The following is a 1,038-nucleotide window of genomic DNA, read 5'->3' on the forward strand; positions in this document are numbered from 1 at the left end:
CGAGGAGCTTAAGCTCGGCCTCCTCCTTCACGGCCAGATCATCCCGTCCCCCCTTTATATACTGCTCGATGGCCTCTTTTCTGAGCTTACAGGACGCGATCACTGCCTGGATGATTTCCGCGTCGTCTAACTCTCCCCGTTTTTCTATTTCCCTGTTCTTGATGAGCGCATGGAGAAGCCGAAGCACTGACGTCCTCAACCGATCTCCACTCTTGAGGGCTACCTTGAGGTCGTCGGCCAATCGTGTCTTTAAGACGCTCACGTCCTACTCTACAGCGAAGTGGACGCGCTTCAAGGCCTTCTTTCTGGCGGCCATCGATTTTTTCTTGCGGCGGACACTTGGCTTCTCGTAATGCTCGCGCTTGCGGAGTTCTGACAAGACCCCGGCCTTCTCGCACTGTTTCTTAAAACGGCGGAGGGCGCCCTCGAACGACTCGTCCTCCTTGACCGTCACACTCGCCATCCCCTTCACACCCCCTTATCAATAGCGATGAGATGCGCTACGGTTTAACACCCTTCTCTACGGAATCCGGAAGCTGCTGCGTCACATTTCGACATTTCTTATTAAGAATCGCACCATCCGCATATAAATGTCAATGTTTTTACTAGCGCCGACTCAGCGTGTGGCCTCAATAATGGTGACCTTCTTCATGATGTCCCCTTGCTTGATCTTCATGACGATATCCATCCCCTCCACGACCTGGCCGAACACCGTGTACCCGCTGTCCAGCCTGGGTTGTGGCGCCAGGGTAATATAGAACTGACTCCCGGCGCTGTTGGGCGCGGCGGTCTTCGCCATGGCCACCGTTCCGGTCAGATGTTTGCGGCTATTGACCTCATCCTTGATGGTGTAGCCGGGCCCACCGGTACCGTCTCCCTTCGGATCACCGCCCTGAACAACAAAACCGGGCTCAACCCGATGAAAATTGAGACCGTTATAGAATCCCTGCTTGGCCAACTTGACGAAGTTCGCCACGGTCCCTGGCGCGTCGTTCTCGTATAGTTCCACCACGATCTTACCGGCCGCCATCTCGATGA

General features: G+C 55.0%; 3 protein-coding genes. All 3 read right to left on the minus strand.

Features of this window, described 5'->3' with window-relative positions:
* A partial coding sequence (locus tag KGL31_04975) for a GatB/YqeY domain-containing protein (protein ID MDE2321256.1) occupies window positions 1-262 on the minus strand: 262 nt, incomplete at its 3' end.
* A 3-nt stretch (window positions 263-265) separates the two neighbouring features.
* Window positions 266-463: a 30S ribosomal protein S21 gene (gene rpsU / locus KGL31_04980; GenBank protein ID MDE2321257.1), complete on the minus strand. Its 198-nt coding sequence runs from the start codon at window positions 461-463 to the stop codon at window positions 266-268.
* Window positions 464-616: 153 nt separating this feature from the next.
* Window positions 617-1,030 carry a peptidylprolyl isomerase gene (locus tag KGL31_04985; protein ID MDE2321258.1) on the minus strand — a complete coding sequence of 138 codons (414 nt, stop codon included), beginning with the start codon at window positions 1,028-1,030 and terminating at the stop codon, window positions 617-619.
* Window positions 1,031-1,038 lie beyond the last annotated feature (8 nt).

It is taken from the genome of Candidatus Methylomirabilota bacterium, from assembly GCA_028870115.1.
Taxonomy (GTDB): Bacteria; Methylomirabilota; Methylomirabilia; order Methylomirabilales; family Methylomirabilaceae; genus Methylomirabilis.